Source organism: Streptomyces sp. NPDC051576 (genome assembly GCF_040681835.1).
Classification (GTDB): domain Bacteria; phylum Actinomycetota; class Actinomycetes; order Streptomycetales; family Streptomycetaceae; genus Streptomyces.
On record NZ_JBFAZO010000007.1, the window covers coordinates 201,214 to 221,304 of the forward strand.

Below are 20,091 nucleotides of genomic sequence, written 5' to 3' on the forward strand. Positions count from 1 at the left end.
CGACCTCAAGACGACCACCGGGTCGCGGCCCGCTACGACGGGCGGGCCGCGACCCCGCTCACCCGTGAGACACCCAGGAAAGGAGGATGACATGACCATTGACACGTCCCCGCGGACAGAACCCGAGATCACGCAGACGCGACCCCCGTCGCCGAGAGCCGTCGCGGCCCGCTGGCGGGAGCGGGCGGCCGGAGAGGCCTTCCTGATCCCGATCGCACTGGTGGTGCTGATCCTCGTCGCCATCCCGTTCGCCCGCTCCGTGTACTACAGCTTCACCGACTTCTCGGGCATGTCACCCGACACCAAGTTCGTCGGCTGGCAGAACTACCACCGCGTCTTCACCGACAGCTCGCTGCTGTCGGGACTCTCTTTCACCCTGCTGTTCGCGGTCAGCACCACCGTGATCATCACCGTGCTCGCGATCCCGCTGGCCGTCGTACTGAACAGGAAGTTCTTCGGCCAGGGCCTGGCCCGCGCGGTCTTCTTCTTCCCGGCCATCCCGAGCATCGCGGTGCTGGGCATGGTGTGGAACTTCATCCTGAACCCGCTGGCCTCCGGCGCCCTGAACCGGCTGCTGCACACGCTCTTCGGCATGGGCGCGACACCGTGGCTGGCGGACAACACCCTCGCGAAGGTCTCCGTCATTGTGGTCGGCGTATGGGCCGCGACCGGATGGCACGCGATCCTCTACCTGGCGTATCTCCAGTCGATTCCCAGCGACTACTACGAGGCCGCCACCCTCGACGGCGCCTCGCCCCGCCAGCGGTTCTTCCACATCACGCTGCCGCTGCTGACGCCCGCGCTCACCATCAGCACCATGCTGCTGATGGTCCAGGGCCTCAACGTCTTCGCGCTGCCGGTCTCGCTGACCGGGGGCGGGCCCGGATACGCCACCTACACGATCACGCAGACGATCGTCGTCAGCGGTATCTCGCAGGCCCAGTACGGCCAGGCCTCGGCGCTCGGGGTCGTGTTCATGCTCGCCGTCGGACTGGTCATCCTCGTCCAGTTCCGGCTGACCCGGCGCCTGGAAGGGAGTGGGTCATGACCCGCCGCGGTGCCTCGATCCTCACCAGTGCGGTGATGCTGCTGCTGTCCTGTCTGATGGCGGTGCCCTTTTACTACGTCGTCGTCAACACCTTCAAGTCGCAGGGCGAGATGGCGGCCTCGCCGTTCGGGCTTCCGCACTCGTGGAGTCTGCAGAACTACCGGCACGCCTTCGACACGCTGCCCGTGGTGCGTGCCTTCTTCAACACGCTGTACGTCACCGCCGCGTCGGTCGTGCTGATGCTGCTGGTCGGTTCGATGGCGGCGTTCGCGATGATCTACCGCAAGTCCCGGCTGCACACCGTGTTCGGCGCGATCCTGCTGGCCGCGTTCCTGGTCCCGTACCAGAGCACGATCATCCCGCTCTACCAGATGCTGGTGGACGCCGAGTTGGTCGACTCGCTCAACGGTCTGGTGGTCATCTACCTGGCCGGCGCGGTCTTCTGCTACTTCATCATCATCGGCTACATGCGATCGGTGCCGTTGGAGATCCTGGAGGCGGCGCGGATCGACGGGGCCGGAGCCGTCCGGATCTACTGGGCCATCGTGCTGCCGCTGGTGCGTCCGGTGCTGATCACGGTGGGGGTGTTCCAGACGATGTGGGTGTGGAACGACTACATCTCCCCCACCATCCTGCTGAGCACCCCCGAGAAGTCGACTCTCGTGCTGCTGGCCTCCCAGGCGGTCGCCCAGTTCACCACGGACTGGCCGGCGTTCATGACGATCACCGTCATCGTGCTGATCCCGATGGTGATCTTCTTCCTGACCATGCAGAAGTACATCGTCGAAGGCCTGGTCGCCGGGAGCGTGAAGGGGTGAGCACCACGGACGAGTCGGCCGCGTACGACCGGTTCCTGCTCGCGTACTTCCTGGACGAGCACGACGAACACGGTGAACAGGTCCGCTTCGCGGTCAGCGACGGTCCCGCTCCCGTGTCCTGGACCGCGCTCAACGCGGGCGAGCCGGTCCTCAGGTCCGACGTCGGCGAGCACGGCGCCCGCGACCCCTTCCTGTTGCGGGACCACCGCACGGGAGTGTTCGTCCTGCTGGCGACGGACCTGCGGGTGTGGCCCACCCAGGACTGGGACCGTGCCGTACGGCACGGCAGCCGGGGCATCCTCGTATGGACCTCGCACGACCTGGTGTCCTGGACCGCGCCCTACCTGGTGCGGGTCGCCCCGCCCGAGGCGGGCAACACCTGGGCGCCCAAGGCGATCTGGTCCGAGGAGCGGGGGTGCTGGATGCTCGTCTGGGCCTCCGCCCTCTTCGCCGGGGAGGACCGGTCGGCGGGGACGTACCAGCGGATCATGGCCGCGCCGACCCAGGACTTCGTCACCTTCGGACCGGCCGAGGTCTACCTCGACCTGGGCCATGACGTGATCGACGCGGCCTTCCTGCACGACGGCCCGGACTGGTACCGCTTCTCGGTGAACACCCGTCCGGTCCCGGAGGACCCCGGGGCGGGCACGCACATCCTCGTCGAGCGGGGCACCTCCTTCGACGACCCCGCGTACGTCCCGGTCGCCGTGGACGTGGGCCGGGGCGACCTCCAGCGGGGCGAGGGGCCGGCCGTGACCCGTTCCGCGGACGGCACCAGCTATCTGCTGGTCGACGAGTTCGGACTGCGCGGCTACCACCTGTTCGCCACCGACGGCCCGCCCGGCGGCAGTTGGCGCCTGGTCCCGGACGCGCGACTGCCGTCCGGCGCACGCCACGGTTCGCTCCTCCCCATCACGAGCGACGAGGCCGAACGCCTACTGACGGCCAACTGGCCCGACCCGCACCACAGTTGAACCCGAGCGGGGCCCGCGGCCCCGCCCGGACCCATCCCACCCCCCTCGACCGGGGCGGCGCCGCCGCCCCGGCCTGCTTCCTGCGAACAGTGCTGTTCAACAGAGAAGGGGACACCTCTGTGCGAAGAACCCGCTCGGCACTCCGCCTGGTCATATCGATCCTGGCGTTCTGCCTCGTCACCGCCTCCATGACCCTCGCGGCCCCGTCGGCCCAGGCCGCCGGCTGCACCACCTACTACATCTCCTCCGCCTCCGGCAGCGACTCCAACGACGGCTGCACCACCGCCACTCCTTGGAAAACCCTCACCAACGTCAACGCCACCACCTTCGCCGCCGGCAACCAGATCCTTTTCCAGGACGGCGGCTCCTGGACCGGCGAACTCCAGCCGCAGGGCTCGGGCGCGAGCGGCAGCCAGATCGTGATCTCCAGCTACGGCTCCGGCGCCGCCCCCATCCTCGACGGCGGCGGCGCGGACGCCACCATCTACCTTCACAACCAGCAGTACTGGACCATCCAGAACCTGGAGATCACCAACACGGCGTCCGGCGCGGCCGTCCGCAGCGGCATCCAGTTGCAGAACGACACGACCGGGATCCTCGCCGGCATCCACCTCCTGAACAACAACATCCATGACGTGAAGGGGTATTGGACCAACAGCGGCGGGGTCCAGCCCAGCAAGTCCTCCGGTATCGCGTTCAACGTCACCGACGACAACACCACCAGCGGCTGGGACGACGTCCAGATCACCGGCAACACGCTCACGCACGACGACGCCGGCGGCATCTACATCGGTTCGCTGCTCGGGCTGAACCACGACATCAACGCCACCAACGTCGTGATCGACGGCAACACCCTCACCGACATGGGCGGCAACGACATCGTCTGCGTGTTCTGCGACGCGCCGGTCGTCCAGAACAACGTGGCCACCGACAACGGCTACCGCTTCTCCGGCGCCGGTCTGTGGACGGCCTGGTCGACCAACGGCCTGTGGCAGTACAACGAGGTCTCCCGCCAGTACCGCCAGCTCTACGACGGCCAGGCCTTCGACATCGACAACCACACCACCGGGACGGTCGTCCAGTACAACTGGAGCCACGACAACCCGTTCGGCTTCACCGAGTGGTGCTGCTACAGCGGCTTCGGCGCGAAGACCTCGGTCGTCCGCTACAACATCAGCCAGAACGACGGCGCCTCCAACGCGGTCTTCCCCCTGATGTCGGGCGTCGACAGCTCCAGCAGCGCCGCCGTGTACAACAACACGATCTACCAGCCCGAGGGCAACAACGGCAAGGTCACCGACGGCACCCCGAACAGCACCGTCACCTTCTCCAACAACATCATCTACAAGCTGGGCACGGGCGGTTACTCCACCACCAGGACCTCCTGGACACACAACCTCTTCTACGGCAACCATCCGTCCACCGAGCCGACGGACTCGGCGAAGCTCACCTCCGACCCGCTGTTCGTGAAACCGGGCGGCGGCAGCGCGGGCCGCTCCACCGCGGCGGCCTACAAACTCCGCAGTGGTTCCCCGGCGTTCGGCGCGGGCGCGGTCGTCTCCGGCAACGGCGGCCTGGACTACTTCGGCAACGCGGTCTCCTCCACCGCGGCCCCCAACATCGGCGCCTACAACGGGACTTCGGTAGCCGGACCCACCGCCACCGCCGGCGCCTACTGGCCGCTCGACGAGGCCACCGGCACCGCGACCGCCGACATCAGCGGCGGCTCCAACCACGGCACGCTCCAGGCCGGAGCCTCCTGGACCACCGGCAAGTTCGGCGCCGGCGCCGTCAACCTGGCCGGCACCAGCACTTCCTGGGTCGACGTACCCACCACCGCCGTGGACACCAGCGGCAGTTACTCGGTCTCCGCCTGGGTCAAGCCGAGCAGTGTCAGCGGCAACCAGACCTACGCGAGCATCGACGGCAGCAGCATCAGCCCCTTCTACCTCCAACTATCGGGCGGTACCTTCGCGTTCACCGTCCGCAGCGCCGACTCCACCGGGGCGAGCTACAAGCAGGTCACCGGCGGCTCCCCGACAACCGGCACCTGGTACCACCTGACCGGCGTCTACGACAACAGCGCCCACACCATCGCCCTGTACGTCAACGGCACGCTCCAGGGCACCACCGCCTTCACCTCCCCGTGGAAGGCGACCGGGCACACGGTGATCGGCCGCGCCAAGTGGAACGGCGCGAACGTCGACTTCGCCAACGGCGCGATCGACGACGTCCGCATGATCCCCCGAGCGCTCACCGCACGGGAGGCGTACGCGCTGGGCACCGGCGCGGCCGGCTACTACCAACTCGACGAGGGCAGCGGGAAGTCCTTCACCAACCTCCTCGGCAACACCGCCAACGGCTACACCGAGGGCAATGCCGGCTGGGCGGGCAGCGGAAAGGTGGGCAGCAACGCCCTGAGCCTGGACGGCACCAACGCGACGATGGGCGTCGTGCCGTCCTCGGTGATCGACACCGGCCAGAGTTACTCGGTCGGCGCCTGGGTCAAGTTGAACAGCGTCTCCGGCAACCAGACCTTCGCGAGTCTGGTCGGTTCCAAGGTCAGCCCGTTCTATCTCCAGTTGTCGGGCGGCAAGTTCGTCTTCGTCACCCGCGCCTCCGACGCCAACGCCTCCACGGCCACCAGCGTCACGGCGAGCGCGTCGGCGGCGACCGGCACCTGGTACCACGTCCTGGGCATCTTCGACAGCAGCGCCCAGACGATCTCGCTGTACGTCAACGGCACCCTCCAGGGCACGACGTCCTTCACCACTCCCTGGACGGTCGGCGGCGCCACCCTGATCGGGGCCGGCACCTACAACCAGGGCCCCGTCGACTTCACCAACGGCCAGATCGACGACGTCCACTTCTACAACCGGGTGCTCACCACCTCGGAGATCTCGGCCCTCGCCGCCGGCTGAGCCGGCGACACCCAAGCGGGTGCCCGGCCCGGAGAGATGCGGCTCGGCGGGCCGGGCACCCTTCCACCAGCGCGAACTCAAAGGGGTCAACGATGACCACGTCGGTACGCCAGACCCGCCGCACGACCCCGGCTCCCCGGCGTCGTACGGCGCCCCGCCGGGCGATCCCGGGCTGGGCGGTCGCCGTCGCGGGCGTCCTCGGCGCGGTGGCGATCACGGCCGTCATCCTGCTCGCGGGCGGACACCGGGAACGGGCGACCGCGACACCGGCCCCACCCGCGCCGCCGCCCACCGCCGTGGTCGCCGAGATCAACGACCAGGCCGTCCCCGTACGGGAGTTCGCCCTCTACCTCACACAGGAACGGGCCGCGACCTTCGCCCACTTCCGCCAGGCCTACGGCGTCAGCGACGGCCCCGGCTTCTGGACCACACCCCATGGCGGCACCACCCCGGCCGCCTACGCCCGGAAGCTCGCTCTCGCCGACGTCACCCACGCCACCGTCGTCCTCGGCCTCGCCCACCGGGAAGGGCTGCTCGCCGACCCGGGCTACGACGCCTTCCTCGCCGACTGGGCCGCCGAGAACACCCGACGCGCCAAGGCCGTGGCCGCCCATCAGGTCGTCTACGGCCCCGCGCAGTACACCGAGGCCAACTACCTCTCCTACGTCCTGCACAACCTCGACGCCCAGTTGGAGACAGAGCTGGCCGCGAACGGCACCATCGCGGTCCCCGACGGCCTCGACACTCAGGCCCGCCAGGCCTACGTCCACACCCACTACCAGTCGCTCACCGCCAAGCTCACCGGCCGAGCCCGCACGCAGCTCACGCGTGCCGTCTACGACGCCGTACCCGTGAGCTGACGTACACCACCCACTGCCTCATCATCCTCATCAGGAGTCCCCATGAGCACGGAGCCCGATTCCGGCATGCCCCGACCCTCCCGCCGGCTCTTCCTCGGGATGGCCGCCGCCGTCCCGCTGGCCCTCTCCCTCGGCACCGCCTCCGCCCGCGCGGCGACCGGAACGCCTTATGTGATGGGCTACTTCACGGAGTCGCCCAACAACCTCGGCTCGGACTACGGCCTGCACCTGGCCGTCAGCACCGACGGCCTGGAGTGGACACCGCTGAACCAGAACGCCCCCGTCGTCACCCCCACCGGCGGTTTCGGCGGGCTGCGCGACCCGTACATCCTGCGCAAGCAGGACGGCACCTTCGTGGCCATGGCGACCAACCTCAAGGGCACCGACTGGACCCAGGAGAGCCAGTACATCCACGTCTGGGACTCCGCCGACCTGCGGTCCTTCGACAACTACCGGCTGCTGAAGCTGCACGACATGGACACCCACAGCTGGGCCCCGGAGGCGTTCTGGGACGCCTCGCGCAGCCAGTACGCGATCATCTACTCGTCCGTGAACAGCACCGGACACAACGTGATCATGGTGAGCTACACCACCGACTTCCAGACGGCGACGACCGGTCAGGTGTTCTTCGACCCCGGCTACGACGCGATCGACGGCGACATGGCCGTCGGGGTGAACGGCGTCAACTACATGTACTTCAAGAACAACTCCACGGGGAAACTGCTGGGCTCCAAGTCCACCACCCTCGACCCCGGCAGCTTCACGGCCTTCACCGGCACCGTCTCCCACGGCAGCACCGAGGCCCCGATCCTCGTCAACTCCCAGGCCACCGGCACCTGGTACCTCTGGGGCGACACCTACACCCCCAACGGCGTGTTCTACGCCTGGCAGAGCAGCGACCTCGCCGCCGGCACCTGGACCGCCGTCGACCAGCGCCTCTACACACCTCCGCTGAACTGCAAGCACGGCACGGTCCAGCCGATCAGCCAGACCGAGTACGACAACCTCGTCACCCGGTGGGGCACGCCTGCCTGGAACCGGATCAAGTCCTCGAACTTTCCCGGGCGTTACTGGCGGCACGTCAACTTCGTGGGCCGTATCGACCCGTATCCCTTCGACCCGTACACCGACTCGCAGTGGAAGCTGGTGCCGGGCCTCGCCGACTCCACCGGTGTCTCCTTCCAGTCGGTCAGCTACCCCACCCGCTATCTGCGGCACTTCAACTACCAGCTCGAACTGGACGTCAACGACGGCACGTCGGGGTTCGCCGCGGACGCCACGTTCTACCGGACCGCGGGGCTCGCCGACGCGACCTGGACGTCCTTCCGTTCGTACAACTTCCCGGACCGCTACGTCCGGCACTCGAACTACGTCCTGCGCATCGACCCCATCACGACGACCGGGGCACAGGCCGACGCCACCTTCCACGTCGGGTACTGAGCCGCGCTCCTCCGTGCCCAGCATCTCTCCGCCCCGTCGGAAGCCGCTCAACTCACGGTCCAGGAAAGGACATCGATGAGACCCGAAGCGCACCCCACCCCGCTGTCACGGCGCCGGTTGTTCCAGGCGGGCGCCGTGGCGCTCGCCGCGAGCGTCATCGGCCCCGTGCTCGGCACCCGGCCGGCCCTCGCCGCGACCCTGCCCCAGGCCCACGCGGACGGCGGTGTCACCGCGCAGCCCTTCGACCTCGGCCAGGTCCAACTGGCCGCCGGGCGCTGGCTGGACAACATGAACCGGACCCTGGCGTATCTCCAGTTCATCGACACCGACCGACTGCTGTACAACTTCCGCGCCAACCACGGCCTTTCCACACAGGGGGCCGTGCAGTGCTACGGCTGGGAGGCGCCCACCTTCGAGTTCCGCACGCACAGCCAGGGTCATTTCCTGTCCGCCTGGGCCCAGGCCTACGCGGTGACCGGCGACACCCAGTACCGCGACAAGGCCACCTATATGGTGGCCGAACTGGCCAAGTGCCAGGCCAACGACGCCACGGCCGGCTTCAACACCGGCTATCTGTCCGGCTTCCCGGAGTCCGACCTCGACACCGTGGAGACGGGCGTCCGCAAGGGTGTGCCGTACTACTGCATCCACAAGACGATGGCCGGGCTGCTCGACGTCTGGCGGCTGACCGGCAACACCCAGGCCAGGGACGTGCTCCTGAACAAGGCGGCGTGGGTGGACTGGCGTACCGCCAGGCTCAGTTACACGCAGATGCAGACGACGCTGACCATCGAGTTCGGCGGCATGAACGCCGTACTGACCGACCTCTACCAGATGACCGGCGACACCCGCTGGCTCACCGTGGCCCAACGCTTCGACCACGCGGCGGTCTTCGACCCGCTGGCGAGCGACACCGACGCGCTGAGCGGTCTGCACGCCAACACCCAGGTCCCCAAGATGGTGGGCAGCGCCCGGGAGTTCGAGGCGACCGGCACCACGCGCTACCGGGACATCGCACGCAACTTCTGGACCATCGTCCTGCAACACCACACCTACGCGTTCGGCGGCAACAGCGTCCTGGAGTTCTTCAAGGCGCCGGACGCCATCGCCGCGTATCTCACCGCGGACACCTGCGAGAGCTGCAACACGTACAACATGCTCAAGCTGACCCGTGAGCTGTTCCGCATGGACCCGGGCAACGCGGCCTACTTCGACTACTACGAGCGGGCGTTGACCAACCAGCTCCTCGGCCAGCAGGACCCCACCTCAGCGCACGGCTTCATCTGCTACTTCACACCGAGCATCCCGGGCGGGCAGCGGACGTACTCGAACGACTACAACACGTTCACCTGCTGCCAGAACACCGGCATGGAGACCCAGACCAAGCTCACGGACTCCATCTACTTCCGCAGCGACGCCGACGACGTCCTGTACGTGAACCTGTTCATCGGTTCCACGCTGACCTGGTCCACGCGCGGGGTCACGGTCACCCAGACGACCACCTTCCCCGCCTCCGACACCAGCACCCTGAAGGTGACGGGCACTTCGGGCACCTGGGCGATGAAGATCCGCATCCCGTCCTGGACGTCGAACGCCCAGATCCAGGTCAACGGCACCACGCAGAGCCTCACCCTCACCCCGGGCACCTACGCCACCCTGTCGCGCGCCTGGGCAGACGGCGACACGGTCACCGTCAAGCTGCCGATGTCGGTCACCCTGCCCGCGACCAACGACGACCCGGGCGTGAAGGCGATCACCTACGGCCCGGTCGTGCTGAGCGGCACATACGGCACCGACGCCCTCCACAGCACCCTCCCGGTGCTGAAGACCTCGTCGATCCAGGCGACGTCGACCCCGCTCAACTTCACCGCCACGGCCAACGGTTCGACGGTGAACCTGATCCCGTTCTACGACAACCACCACCAGAACTACAGCATCTACTGGGACGCCGACGGCAAGGCCGCCGCGCCGCCGCGCTTCCTGCTCGTCAACCAGAACAGCGGCAAGTGTGCCGGCGTGCAGAGCATGTCGCGCAACGACGGCGGCCTCGCCGTCCAGTTCGCCGACAACGGCTCTCCGGACCACAACTGGGAGCTGGTGCTGGACGGTTCGTACGTCCGGCTGCGCAACCAGAACAGCGGCAAGGTCCTCGGTGTCGACGGCGCGTCCAGCGCCGACGGCGCGAAGGTCCTGCAGTGGACCGACAACGGCACGGCCGACCACAAGTGGCAGGTCGTGGACCTCGGCACCGGCTACGTCCAGTTCAAGAACGCCAACAGCGCCAAGCTCCTCGGCGTGACCTCCGCGTCCACCGCCGACGGCGCGCAGCTCATCCAGTGGCCCGACACGGGGACCACCGACCACAACTGGCGGATCGTCCCGCTCGGTTACCGCCGGCTGAAGAACGTCAACAGCGGGCTGCTGCTCGGCGTGAAGACCATGTCGACGGCCGACGGCGGCCTGGCCATCCAGTGGGACGACAACGGAACCGCCGACCACCTCTGGCAGTTCGTCGACCAGGGCACCGGCTACTTCAAGATCAAGAACCTCAACAGCCAGAAGATCCTGGGCGTGTCGAGCATGTCGACCGCCGCCGGCGCGACGGTCCTGCAGTGGTCCGACTCGGGCACGGACGACCATCTGTGGCGGCTGCGGTACACGGGCGGCAACGCGTTCGTGGTCCAGAACAAGAACAGCGCTCTGGTGCTCGGCGTCGACCAGGCGTCCACGACGCTGGGCGCCCAGGTCGTCCAGTCGACGGACGACGGCTCGACCGCCCACCTCTGGCAGATCGTCTGACCTCACCGGTCCGCCCGCCCGGGTCCTGCCTCCTCAGGTCACGGGCGGGCGCCGGAGCCGGACCAGGATGCGTGCCGCCATGGGCACCTGCCCGGCGGCCCGCATTCGGCCGCGTCGACCACCAGGCTTCTCCGCGCTACCGGTCCGGGTTCTGGCCTGCCCGTCCCTGGGCACTGTCCCGGCCCGTCGGCGTGGGCGGTCGTCCGTCGACGGAGGCCATGAAGTGCAGCATCCTGCGGTTGATCTCCTCCGCGTGGTCGATCTGCGGTCCGTGGCCCGTGCCGGCGATGATCTCTGCCCGGGCGCCGGGGACCACGCGCGGTACACGTTCCACCTGCCGCTGCGGGTGGACGAGGAGGCTTCGTTTACCGAGCACCAGATAGAGCGGAGTCCTGATGGTGGACAGCTCCTCCTCGGACAGGGGAAGTGGTGCCGGGCGGCGTATGCGGTAGGCGCGAACCGCCGTTCTGATCATCGTGCGCAGTTCCGGCACGACGAGGACCGGCTGTTCGAGCCAGGCCGCCAGTCGCGGGCGAAGCGCCTTGGGTGCGAAGGTCGCGAAGAGGCTCGCGAAGATCCAGACGAAGAAGCGCAGCCCCACCTTCTCCAGGCCCCCGGGGTCGAGCAAGGTCACCGAGGCCAGGCGACGGGGCCTGCGGTGCGCTTGGTTCAGGGCAAGCCAGCCACCGTAGGAGGACCCGACGAGGTGGACGCGGTCGAGCCCGAGCGCGGCGAGCGTCTCGTCCAGCCACTGCGCCGCGTGTTCGGGCTGGTGAATGGGTTCGCGCTGCACACTGCGGCCGGGATCGCCCAGGGTGTCGATCGCGTAGACCGGGCGGTCCGCGCTGAGGGCAGGGGTGTTCGGATACCACATGGCGGAGCAGGAACCCGCCCCGTGCACCAGGACGACAGGGGTGCGGAATCGGGCGTCCTCGTCCGCGGGGCCGTAGCGGTAGACGTGCGTGGTACCGAAGGACGTCTCCACGTCCACTTCCGTGAGCGCGGGCACCCCCAGCGCGTAGACCGCGTCGCAGGCCGTGAAGTAGCGCTCCCGCCAGGCATCGCTCACATAACGGCCGACGTCGGCCTGGGTTCGGGCAGCGGTCTCGGGCATGGCCACCTCCGGCGTATCGGTTTTGTGATACGAACGTACCACGATGTTGGTACGGCTGTATCATCAAAAGGGCCCGCAGGGTCATGGTGGAGACGACGAGCGGAGAACCGGCCGATGCCCAAGCGCGTGGACCACGCAGTACGGCGCACCGAGATCACCGAGGCCCTAGTCCGGGTCGCCGGCCGACGCGGACTGCATGCCGTCGGGATGCGCGAAGTGGCGGCGGAGGCGGGCGTGTCACTGCGGCTGGTGCAGTACTACTTCCAGACCAAGGAGAAGCTGCTGCTGTCCGGGCTCGACCTGCTGGCGGAGAGATTCGGCGAGCGGGTCTCGGCCCGGGTACGGGCCGCCGGGGACAGTCCTGGTCCACGCGCGATGGTCGAGGCGCTGCTGATGGCCGCGCTGCCGACGGACGAGGAAAGCCGCACCTTCCACCACCTCTACACTTCCTACGCGGTTCTGGCCGTGAACGACCCGGCGCTCGCAGCCCAACCCTTCATCAAGAACCCCGACGCCGCCGAAGTCGCCCTCGCCGAACTCCTCGGACAGGCACAGGAAGCGGCACTGCTCGAACCCGGTGTCGACGCACACTCGGAAGCCGTCGGCCTGCTTGCCATGTCCGCCGGCCTCGGCACCAGCATCCTCGTCGGCCAGCGCAGCCCGGAGTCCGCGACCGCAGTCCTGAACCACCACCTGAACCGGATCTTCCGCCCCCAGTGATACGGGACCACGTCGCGTGGTCGTTGCTTCAGTCGGCCGGGACCCACTGGAAGTCGTCCGCGGGACCTCGAGCCAGCGAGATCCAGCGCAGATACGGGTCGGCGAGGCCGAGCAACTGGTCATGACGGTGACCGTCGCCGCGGAGGCCGGCTCCGACCAGGTACAGGGAATTGCGTCGAGCGAGAGGGCCGTGCAGAGCAGCGATGTCGAGGGCGGTGGTCGCCAGCAGGCCGGGTGCCTCTGCGAAGACCCACGCCACCGGGCGCCGGCGGGCGGCCTCGTCGAGTTGGGCGACGAAGGCGGTACGAGCCGGGGCGGTGAGGTAGCTGAGCAGCGAAGCGGTGAACACGACCACCGGCTCGCGGCCCGGCAGTTCGCCGAGGATCCGAGCGGTGTCCGTGGTCGCGTCGCCCGCCGCCACCCTCACACCCGAAGCACCGGCCGCGAGGGCGATCGCGCCCCGCAGAGTGGCGAGTTCGCCGGTCTGCTCGGGCCAGATGAACGCTTCCAGCCAGGCTCGGGCATCGGGGTCGTCCGGGTCGATCGGATGCTGGTCGATGCCGAGTCGCCGGGTGATCCCCGGCATGGTCCGGCGCACGCCGGTGCCGGACGATCCGCGGACTTCGCAGGACACGACGACGGAGGAGCCACCGACCGCCGACGATGTCCCGCCGTCGAGGCGGTAGTCGTAGTGGTCGAACAGCAGGTTGAGCCCGGCACTGGCGCCGACTTCGACCAGGGCGACGGGACCCGGCCAGTGGCGGTGGACGTGATCGACACCGAGGCGCAGGGCGACGCATCGGCGGATCTCGTTGGTCTGGGTGGATCGCTGCGACAGCAGCCGTGCCAGTTCGTCGCGATGCCGGCCACAGAAGGCGGCAAACGTCGGCACCAGTTGATCGTCGACCGCTCTGCGCCCACCGTGGATCGCGTAGTAGGCGGCCAGTTCCGAGTCCCGGCGTGATGCGAGAAGCAGGTTCACCGCCGCGAACAGGAGACTGGGGCGGCGCTGATCCTCCGGTGTTTCGAGAAGCAGCGCGAGAAGGCTCTCGTCACCCGCGACACCTTCACTGAGGGTCTCGTACACCGGTGAGCGGCCGGCCCCTTGTGTCGTACCGAAGAACCGGAACAGGCGCCGGAGCCGCTCGACTTCGGCTGTTCTCTCAGGCCGCATCACACGAGCGTTCTACCATCCCTGACCGCTCCACCTCCGGCAGCGCAACCGCACACCCGCTCTATTCTGAATCGTTTCACTACCTTGTCAAGGCGCAGGAAACGAAAGCAATACCTGCTCCCGGCGCATCGCCCGATCCCTTGTTTTATACGTTTCACCGGCCCGAAGCTCCGCAGGAAGCCCGCTCGCTCAATGGCTCGCTCGCTCCCTGAAAGGACGTGGTCGCATGACACCGTCGTCTGCCCACGCATCGCCCGACGGCAACGGCACCCCGGAGACCTCCGGACGCTGGACCCCGCGCCTGGCCGGCGTACTGCTCGCGCTGACCTGGCCCACACAGCTGGTGACCGCGGTGGTGATCCTCGGCTCCAACTCGCTCGCGAGTGTGGCCCAGGTCTTCCACACCACCCAGGTCGTGTGGTTCACCCTCGTCGTCACGCTCGTCTACACCCTGTTCACGCCGTTCCTCTTCAAGCTGGGCGACCTGTACGGCAGGAAGCGGATCATGGTGGCCGTCACCGGCCTCGGCGTGGTCGGCGACTCCGTCGCCGCGATGGCGGGCCACTACTGGCTGGTCCTCGTGGGCCGGGCCCTCGGCGCCGGCTACGGCGTGTTCCCGGCGCTCGCCTACCCCGCCATCCGCGACATCTTCCCGGCCAAGCTGGTGAAGTCGGCCTCCGGCCTGCTGGCCAGCGCCGGCGGCCTGGTCGCCCTGGCCTCGCCGTTCCTGGCGGCCTGGCTGGTCGACGGCTGGGGATACCGCGGCGGACTCTGGTTCCTGGCCTCGGTCTCCGCCGTGGCCTTCGTCCTGGTCGTCTTCCTCGTCCCGGAGACCCCGCGGCACGCCTTCGACTCCGGTTTCGACTGGCTCGGCGGCCTGACCCTCGGCGGCGGCCTGAGCGCGCTGGTCTACGTGTTGGGCCGGGGCGACGAATGGGGTTGGGGCAGCGGCGAGACGCTGAGCTGGATCACCGGCGGCGCCCTGGCGCTGGTCGCCTTCGTCCTCGTGGAGCGCTCCGCTTCGTACCCGATCCTCAATCTCAAGGTGCTACGGCGCAGAAGCGTCGCGACCGTCCTGCTGTCCGCCTCCTGGGGCCAGGCGGTCGCCTTCTCCGCGCCGACGATCAGCATCCTGCTGGCCCTCTACCCGCACATCCCCGGCGTCTCCGACGGCCTCGGCTGGAGCGTCCACCACAACGCGGTGATCACCGCCCCTGCCTCCGTGATCGTCTTCCTCATCGGGGTCTACTCCAGCCGTCTGATGCGCCGCGTCGACGCCCGGCTCCTCGCCCGCTGCGGGCTCGCCCTGATGGCGCTGGGCTTCCTGCTGATGGGCTCGTTCCACGCCGACGAGACCCAGTTGATGTGGACGATGTGCGTCGCCAACCTGGGCGGCGGCACGGTGGTCGCCGCGGCCCCCGTCATGGTCGTCGGCGCCGTCACCCCGGACGAGCACGGCCAGGCCAGCGGCACGCTCATCATGTTGCTGGGCCTGTTCAGCGCGCTGTTCGGCGCCCTGTTCTTCGCGGTCCTCGACGCCCACAGCACCGTCATGAAGGGCACCGCCTTCTACAGCGACAGCGGCTACACCGCGGCCCTGCGGCTGGGCGGCCTGCTGGGCCTGGTCGCGCTGGCGATCGCCCTGTTCATCCCGCCGCTGCGCGAACCCGAACGGGACGCGGCCGCCCTGCCCGTCCCCGCCGCGCACTGAATCCGTTACGTCCGAGAAGGGCCGCGAACTCCGCCATGCCACAGCACAGTTGGACCGCCCAGGTCATCAGTCCCCGACTCCGGGAGCACCACACCCCGGCACCACCCGCGGCCCTTCTCCGGACCGATTTCACCGTACGGCGAGAGGTGCGGTCGGCCCGTCTGCTGGCCACCGCGCTCGGCGTCTACGAACTCGAACTCAACGGCACGACCGTCGGCGACCTCGTGCTGACCCCCGGCTGGACCAGCTACCACCACCGCCACCGCTACCAGGTCCACGACGTGACTCCCCTGCTCCGCCCGGGCGCCAACGCCTGGGGCGCACATCTCGCGGACGGCTGGTACCGCGGCCTGCTCGGCTTCAACGGCGGCACCCGCGACCTCTACGGCCCGCACACCGGCCTCCTCGCCGAGCTGCACATCGAGTACACCGACGGCACCACCGACACCGTCGTCACCGGCCCCGGCTGGCGCACGAGCGACGGCCCGGTGACCTCGGCCGGCCTGTACGAGGGCGAGGAGTACGACGCCCGCCGGGAACAACTCGGCTGGAGCGGACCGGACTTCGACGACTCCGCATGGCAACCGGCACGCCTGCTCCCCGACTTCGACACCTCCGTACTGTTCCCGGCCGACAGTCCACCGGTCCGCCGTATCGAGTACGTCGAACCGGTCTCAGTCGATACGACCGAACCCGGGCGCCTGCTCCTCGACTTCGGGCAGAACCTGGTGGGGCGGCTGCGCATCCGGACCCGTGGCCCGGCCGGGCACACGATCACCCTGCGCCACGCCGAACTCCTGGAGAACGGCACGCTCTCCACCCATTCCCTGGGCCGTGCCGCGGCCACCGACCGCTACACCCTGCGCGGCGATCCGATCGGCGGGGAAGAGGAATGGGAGCCACGCTTCACCTTCCACGGCTTCCGCTACGCCGAACTCGACGGCTGGCCGGGCAAGTTGAAGCCCGGTGACGTCACCGCCGTCGTCCTGCACAGCGACCTGCGCCGCACCGGCTGGTTCTCCTGTTCCGACCCCGCGCTGAACCGGCTGCACGAAAACGTGGTGTGGGGCATGCGCGGCAACTTCCTCGACGTACCCACCGACTGCCCGCAGCGCGACGAGCGCCTCGGCTGGACCGGCGACGTCCAGGTCTTCGCGCCCACCGCCGCCTACCTCTACGACGTCCGGGACTTCCTGCGCTCCTGGCTGCGCGACCTCACCGCCGAGCAGGCCGCCGACGCCCGTGGCATCCCGCCCGTGATGAGCCCCCAGGTGCCCCTGCTCATCCCCAACTCCCCACCGCCCGGCGAGAACCGGCCGATGGCGGGCTGGGGCGACGCGACCGTGGTCGTCCCCTGGGTGCTGTACGAGCGCTACGGCGACCCCGAGGTGCTGCGCGCCCAGTACCCGTCCATGCGTGCCTGGGTCGACGCCATCGACAAGGTCGCCGGGCCCGGTCATGTCTGGGGCGAGGGCTTCCAGTTCGGCGACTGGCTCGACCCCACCGCACCCCCGGCGATGCCCCCACGGGCGTCCACCTCCTCCCAACTGGTCGCCACCGCCTACTTCGCCCACTCCGCCCGCCTGCTGGCCCGTGCCGCCGAGGTACTGGGAGAGAAGGACGACGCCACCCGCTACCACACACTGGCCGACGCCGTCCGCGAGGCCTTCCGCGCCCGCTTCCACGCCGGTGGCGGCCGTCTGACCGAACAGACCCAGACCGCCTACGCCCTCGCCCTCGTGTTCCGGCTGCTCGACGACGACAGCGAACGAGCGGCGGCCGGTGCGGAGTTGGCGGCCCTGGTCGCGGAGCGCGGCCATCGCATCGGCACCGGATTCCTCGGCACCCCGCTCGTGTGCGACGCGCTCGCCGACACCGGGCACCTCGACACCGCCTACCGGCTGCTGCTCGAACGCTCCTGCCCGTCCTGGCTGTACCAGGTGGACATGGGCGCCACCACGGTGTGGGAGCGCTGGGACGCCCTGCTCCCCGACGGCAGCGTCAACCCCAGCCCCATGACGTCCTTCAACCACTACGCCCCCGGCGCGGTCGCCGACTGGCTCCACCGCACGGTCGCCGGCCTGGCCCCCGCCGAACCCGGCTACCGCCGTCTCCTGATCCGCCCGCGCCCCGGCGGAGGCCTCACCTGGGCGGAGGCGGCACACGAGACGCCGTACGGCAGAGCCGAGACCAAGTGGCGTACGGCGGACGGTGAACTGCGGGTCGAGGTCCTGATCCCGGAGTCGACGACGGCCACCGTGCACCTGCCGGGCACCGGGCCCGTGGAGACCGGCCCCGGCCGGCACACCTTCCGCTGCCCGTTCCCCGCCGACCGAGGAAGGCCGACGAGCCGATGACCTACCCCATAGACCCCGAGTTGGCGGGCCGCCTGGAGGTCGTCTCGCGGTTCTCGTTCGCGGACCACCGGGCGGCCCGGGCGAACATGGCCCGCGCCCTCGCGCACATGCCGCCGTACGAGCCCGCCGTGGCGCTCGATGTGTACGACGACGTCCTCGTGGCGGACTCGCAGATTCCCGTGCGCGTCTACCGCCCTGCCGAGCCGGAGGGCGATCTGCCCGGTCTGCTCTTCCTCCATGGTGGCGGGTTCGTCCTCGGCAGTGTCGCGGCGGCGGACGCGGATGCCCGGCGCCTGGCCGCCGAGGCGGGTGTGGTCGTCGTATCCGTGGAGTACCGCCTGGCCCCCGAGCACCGCTATCCGGCCGCGGTCGAGGACTGCTACGCGGCCCTGGTGTGGGCGGCGAAGAACGCGGCCGAACTGGGCCTGGATTCCGACCGGTTGGCGGTGTTCGGGGAGAGCGCGGGCGGCGGTCTGGCGGCGGCCGTCACTCTCCTGGCCCGGGACCGGGGCGGTCCGCCTCTCCGCTTCCAGTTCCTGTGCACACCCGAGTTGGACGACCGGCTCGCCACCCCGTCGATGCTGGCTTACGCCGACACCCCCGGCTGGAACCTGCCCGCTGCGGAGCTGAGTTGGGACCACTATCTGGGAGAGGGTGTTCGCGGCGGCGACGACGTCCCCTGCTACGCGGCCCCTGCCCGCGCCGAGGACCTGTCCGGACTGCCGCCGACGTACATCACGGTCTGCCAGTTCGACCCGCTCCGCGACGAGGGCATCGCCTACGCCCAGCGCCTCGCCCAGGCCGGTGTACTCACCGAACTGCACCTCCACCCGGGCACGTTCCACGGCTCGCACCAGGGAAACGACGCCACGGTCACCCGCAGGATGCTCGCCGAGCAGGTCGAGGCACTGCGCGCCGGCCTGGGAGGGGAGGCATCCGGAAGCCGCGCACCCGCCTCGCCTCCTACGGCCTTCCCGCCCGGCGGGGACGGGTCGCCGAGGTCCGTACCACCAGACTGGGCTGGATGACGATGTGAGGTGTCTCGTCGGCGGGCGGGAGGCCCGAGTCGGGGTCGCCGACGATCTCGATCAGGGCCCGCAGGGCACGTCGGCCGAGTTCGTCGAAGTCCTGGTGGACGGTGGTCAGTGACGGGCCGAAGTACTCGGTCTCCGGCATGTCGTCGAAACCGACGACGCTGATGTCCTCGGGCACCCGGCGCCCGGCCTTCTCCAGGGCCCGCAGCAGGCCGAGGGCCATGTGGTCGTTGGCGCAGAACACGGCGGTGACATCGGGGTCGGCGGCGATCCGTCGACCGAGTTCGTATCCGGTGCGGGCCGTCCAGTCCCCGCCGGACAGCGGTGCCGGCACGGGAGCGCCCCGCTTCTCCAGCGTTCCGCGCCAGCCGGCCTCGCGTTCCCGTGCGTCGAGCCAGGAGCGCGGTCCGACCAGGTGGTGGACCGTGTGGTGGCCGAGGTCGAGGAGGTAGGAGGTGGCCAGTTCGGCACCGGCCTCGTTGTCCACGGCGACCGAGGCGAGCGTCGTGTGGGTGCCGCAGCCGACCGCGACCAGGGGCATGTCCGACGGTACGTTGGCCAGCGCGCCGACCGCGGCGGTCTGCGGCGCGATGACGACGATCCCTTCGACTCCCTGGTCCCGGAGCCGGTCGACGGCGTCCAGTACCGAACGCCGGTCGAGCGCGCCGACGGCGGCCACGGTGACGAAGTAGTCGTGCTGCCTGGCCGCCTGCTCGATGCCGTAGAGCATGCAAGCGGGGCCGTACAGCGTGGTGTTGAAGCTGACCACGCCCAGGGTGCGGGTGCGGCGGGTGGCCAGGTTGCGGGCGGCGGCGTTGGGGCGGTAGCCGAGTTCGCGGACGGCGGCGAGCACACGGTCCCGGGTCACGGGCCGTACGTTCGGGTGGTCGTTGAGGACCCGCGAGACGGTCTGGTGCGAGACGCCCGCGATCCGGGCCACATCCGCCATCACCGGCGCACGATCCCCGTCCATGGTCCGCCTCCTCCGCATCGTGGACGATTGTTAGCGCACACATGGGGTGAGGTCAAGGTGGTCGCATCCTCGGCCCGGATCGCCGGAACGTGTCGCATGTGCCCTTTGTTTCCACACTTTTGACCATGCGGCAGTGTTGACCTGCCGT

14 protein-coding genes are annotated in these 20,091 nt (G+C 69.2%); 11 read left to right on the plus strand and 3 right to left on the minus strand.

Going from position 1 to position 20,091, the window contains the following annotated elements; genetic code table 11:
* Positions 1-91: 91 nt before the first annotated feature.
* The 7 genes from AB0M63_RS24175 to AB0M63_RS24205 all read left to right on the plus strand — a co-directional run bounded on the left by AB0M63_RS24175 (position 92) and on the right by AB0M63_RS24205 (position 10,860).
* Positions 92-1,048, plus strand: a complete 957-nt coding sequence (locus AB0M63_RS24175; RefSeq protein WP_355924308.1) for a sugar ABC transporter permease — start codon at positions 92-94, stop codon at positions 1,046-1,048.
* Complete coding sequence (locus tag AB0M63_RS24180) at positions 1,045-1,866, plus strand: carbohydrate ABC transporter permease (RefSeq protein ID WP_355924310.1); 822 nt, start codon at positions 1,045-1,047, stop codon at positions 1,864-1,866. Before AB0M63_RS24175 ends, AB0M63_RS24180 begins: the two co-directional genes overlap by 4 nt.
* Positions 1,863-2,840 carry a glycoside hydrolase family 43 protein gene (locus AB0M63_RS24185; RefSeq protein ID WP_366020833.1) on the plus strand — a complete coding sequence of 326 codons (978 nt, stop codon included), beginning with the start codon at positions 1,863-1,865 and terminating at the stop codon, positions 2,838-2,840. Before AB0M63_RS24180 ends, AB0M63_RS24185 begins: the two co-directional genes overlap by 4 nt.
* Positions 2,841-2,959: 119 nt before the next feature.
* Positions 2,960-5,761, plus strand: a complete 2,802-nt coding sequence (locus AB0M63_RS24190) for a LamG-like jellyroll fold domain-containing protein (RefSeq protein WP_366020834.1) — start codon at positions 2,960-2,962, stop codon at positions 5,759-5,761.
* A gap of 92 nt (positions 5,762-5,853) precedes the next feature.
* Positions 5,854-6,621 (plus strand): hypothetical protein, encoded by a 768-nt coding sequence (locus AB0M63_RS24195; RefSeq protein WP_366020835.1) that lies wholly within the window; start codon positions 5,854-5,856, stop codon positions 6,619-6,621.
* A gap of 42 nt (positions 6,622-6,663) precedes the next feature.
* A complete protein-coding gene (locus tag AB0M63_RS24200) occupies positions 6,664-8,061 on the plus strand; it encodes a glycoside hydrolase family 43 protein (RefSeq protein ID WP_366020836.1) in 1,398 nt (465 codons plus the stop codon).
* A 75-nt stretch (positions 8,062-8,136) separates the two neighbouring features.
* Positions 8,137-10,860, plus strand: coding sequence for a beta-L-arabinofuranosidase domain-containing protein (locus AB0M63_RS24205; RefSeq protein WP_366020837.1), 2,724 nt, complete (start codon positions 8,137-8,139; stop codon positions 10,858-10,860).
* 136 nt (positions 10,861-10,996) lie between these two features.
* On the opposite strand, the gene AB0M63_RS24210 is transcribed toward AB0M63_RS24205, so the two are convergent.
* On the minus strand, positions 10,997-11,974 hold the full coding sequence (locus tag AB0M63_RS24210) for an alpha/beta fold hydrolase (protein ID WP_366020838.1): 978 nt from the start codon (positions 11,972-11,974) through the stop codon (positions 10,997-10,999).
* Between the two features lie 114 nt (positions 11,975-12,088).
* On the opposite strand from AB0M63_RS24210, the gene AB0M63_RS24215 reads away from it, so the two are divergent.
* The gene (locus AB0M63_RS24215) at positions 12,089-12,694 is read left to right on the plus strand and encodes a TetR/AcrR family transcriptional regulator (protein ID WP_366020839.1); all 606 of its coding nucleotides are present in this window, start codon (positions 12,089-12,091) and stop codon (positions 12,692-12,694) included.
* A gap of 28 nt (positions 12,695-12,722) precedes the next feature.
* Here AB0M63_RS24215 and AB0M63_RS24220 read toward each other — a convergent pair whose 3' ends face one another.
* A complete protein-coding gene (locus tag AB0M63_RS24220) occupies positions 12,723-13,868 on the minus strand; it encodes a DUF2332 domain-containing protein (RefSeq protein WP_366020840.1) in 1,146 nt (381 codons plus the stop codon).
* A gap of 226 nt (positions 13,869-14,094) precedes the next feature.
* On the opposite strand from AB0M63_RS24220, the gene AB0M63_RS24225 reads away from it, so the two are divergent.
* From AB0M63_RS24225 to AB0M63_RS24235, 3 genes are read left to right on the plus strand one after another with little or no spacing between them, the layout of a single operon-like run.
* Positions 14,095-15,579 (plus strand): MFS transporter, encoded by a 1,485-nt coding sequence (locus AB0M63_RS24225; RefSeq protein WP_366020841.1) that lies wholly within the window; start codon positions 14,095-14,097, stop codon positions 15,577-15,579.
* 35 nt (positions 15,580-15,614) lie between these two features.
* Positions 15,615-17,936: a glycoside hydrolase family 78 protein gene (locus AB0M63_RS24230; protein ID WP_366020842.1), complete on the plus strand. Its 2,322-nt coding sequence runs from the start codon at positions 15,615-15,617 to the stop codon at positions 17,934-17,936.
* Positions 17,933-18,964, plus strand: coding sequence for an alpha/beta hydrolase (locus AB0M63_RS24235; protein ID WP_366020843.1), 1,032 nt, complete (start codon positions 17,933-17,935; stop codon positions 18,962-18,964). The genes AB0M63_RS24230 and AB0M63_RS24235 overlap by 4 nt, the downstream gene beginning before the upstream one ends.
* Here the strand turns inward: AB0M63_RS24235 and AB0M63_RS24240 are convergent.
* Positions 18,900-19,943 carry a LacI family DNA-binding transcriptional regulator gene (locus tag AB0M63_RS24240; RefSeq protein WP_355924331.1) on the minus strand — a complete coding sequence of 348 codons (1,044 nt, stop codon included), beginning with the start codon at positions 19,941-19,943 and terminating at the stop codon, positions 18,900-18,902. The genes AB0M63_RS24235 and AB0M63_RS24240 overlap by 65 nt on opposite strands.
* Positions 19,944-20,091: the final 148 nt, after the last annotated feature.